This window comes from Streptococcus sp. 20925_1_44 (assembly GCF_041432435.1).
Classification (GTDB): domain Bacteria; phylum Bacillota; class Bacilli; order Lactobacillales; family Streptococcaceae; genus Streptococcus; species Streptococcus infantis.
The window spans coordinates 1-1394 of sequence record NZ_JAPVZQ010000011.1; the positions used below are offsets into that span (position 1 = coordinate 1).

The window sequence follows — 1394 nt, forward strand, 5'->3', positions numbered from 1 at the left end:
TTAGTTAAAGCAAGAGAATACCGAAAATATAGCAATTTATCAAAAACAGAAATTTATAACAGGCTAACTTCTCCTTGGATTGGAAAATTTACAAAAGAAGAAGCAAACTATGCCATTCAAAAACTAGGGGATAAATAGTTATTGATTATTAGATGTAACTTTTTCATGCAAAGCTTTGTCAGCAAGAAGCTGATTTGGGGCAGGCCTTTACCTACTTTAAGACGACACACCGACCACATTTGACAGTGGGAGAGCAGGAAATCATCTATCACACTGCTGATGGAAAATTGCTTGAAACCTCTATTGGGAATCTGGTCTTAAAAATGGATGGCAAGCTCTATACCCCACCTAGTAGTCTTGGCATTTTACCAGGGATTTATCGCCAGCATTTACTTGAAAGCGGGCAGGTAGAAGAGAAGGTCTTAACCATAGAAGATTTGAAGCAAGCAGAAGTTATTTATGCCTGCAATGCGGTTAGGGAATTGTATGAGTTAACAATATAATGGCTATTAGATATTATTTGTGAACATTAAATATTGAATTTGAAATAAAGTTAAGCATTTGATATAATGTAGGCGTCATTAAATTTAAAAATAGGGATAGTTTAAGATGAAATCAAAAAAATATATAGTAACAAGCATAGCGACAGCAACACTTGGACTTGCTTTGCTTACAGATACAGCAGGTATGTCCCCTTTTTCAATACAGCAAGTTTCTGCTCAAGAAAAGAGTACGCCTAAGAATGGTAACGTAAAAGAAAATAATTTACCTAAGCAATCAGAGAAGCCTAAAGATAGTGCTCCAAAACAATCAGAGAAGCCTAAAGATAGTGCTCCAAAACAATCAGAAAAACCTAAATCTAGCGCTCCAAAACAGTCAGAGAAGCCTAAATCTAGCGCTCCAAAACAAACAGAGAAGCCTAAATCTAGCGCTCCAAAGCAAACAGAGAAGCCTAAATCTAGCGCTCCAAAACAATCAGAAAAGCCAAAAACTAGCACTCCAAAACAAACAGAGAAGCCTAAATCTAGCACTCCAAAGCAATCAGAGAAATCCAAAGGTACTGCACCAAAGCAATCTGATAAACAAAAAAATACGACACCTAAACAGGATAAGCCAAAGTCTACAGTCCAATCTGGCTGGGTAGGGTCTTCGTACTATGAAAATGGTGTTAAAGTCACTAATAAGTGGATTTTTGATAAAAAGGTTAACTCCTACTTCTATTTAAATGCATCGGGAAATTATGTCCAAAATGCCTGGGTTGGTAATTACTATCTCAAATCTGATGGTAAGAGAGCTAAGAACGAATGGATTTATGATAAGAAATCCTCTGCTCATTATTATTTGACAGCAGAAGGTAGCTATGCTCGTAATACCTGGGTCGGTAGTTACTATCT

Annotated in this window: 1 protein-coding gene and 2 pseudogenes; all 3 read left to right on the forward strand. The window is 36.7% G+C overall.

Going from position 1 to position 1394, the window contains the following annotated elements; all coding sequences use genetic code 11:
* Window positions 1-138, forward strand: a 138-nt coding sequence (locus O3643_RS08300) for an Ltp family lipoprotein (protein ID WP_371501120.1), incomplete at its 5' end; no start/stop codon positions are given.
* Between the two features lie 29 nt (window positions 139-167).
* Window positions 168-503, forward strand: a pseudogene (locus tag O3643_RS08305) (aminotransferase class IV); the annotation flags it as partial.
* 106 nt (window positions 504-609) lie between these two features.
* Window positions 610-1394: pseudogene (locus O3643_RS08310) on the forward strand (N-acetylmuramoyl-L-alanine amidase family protein); the annotation flags it as partial.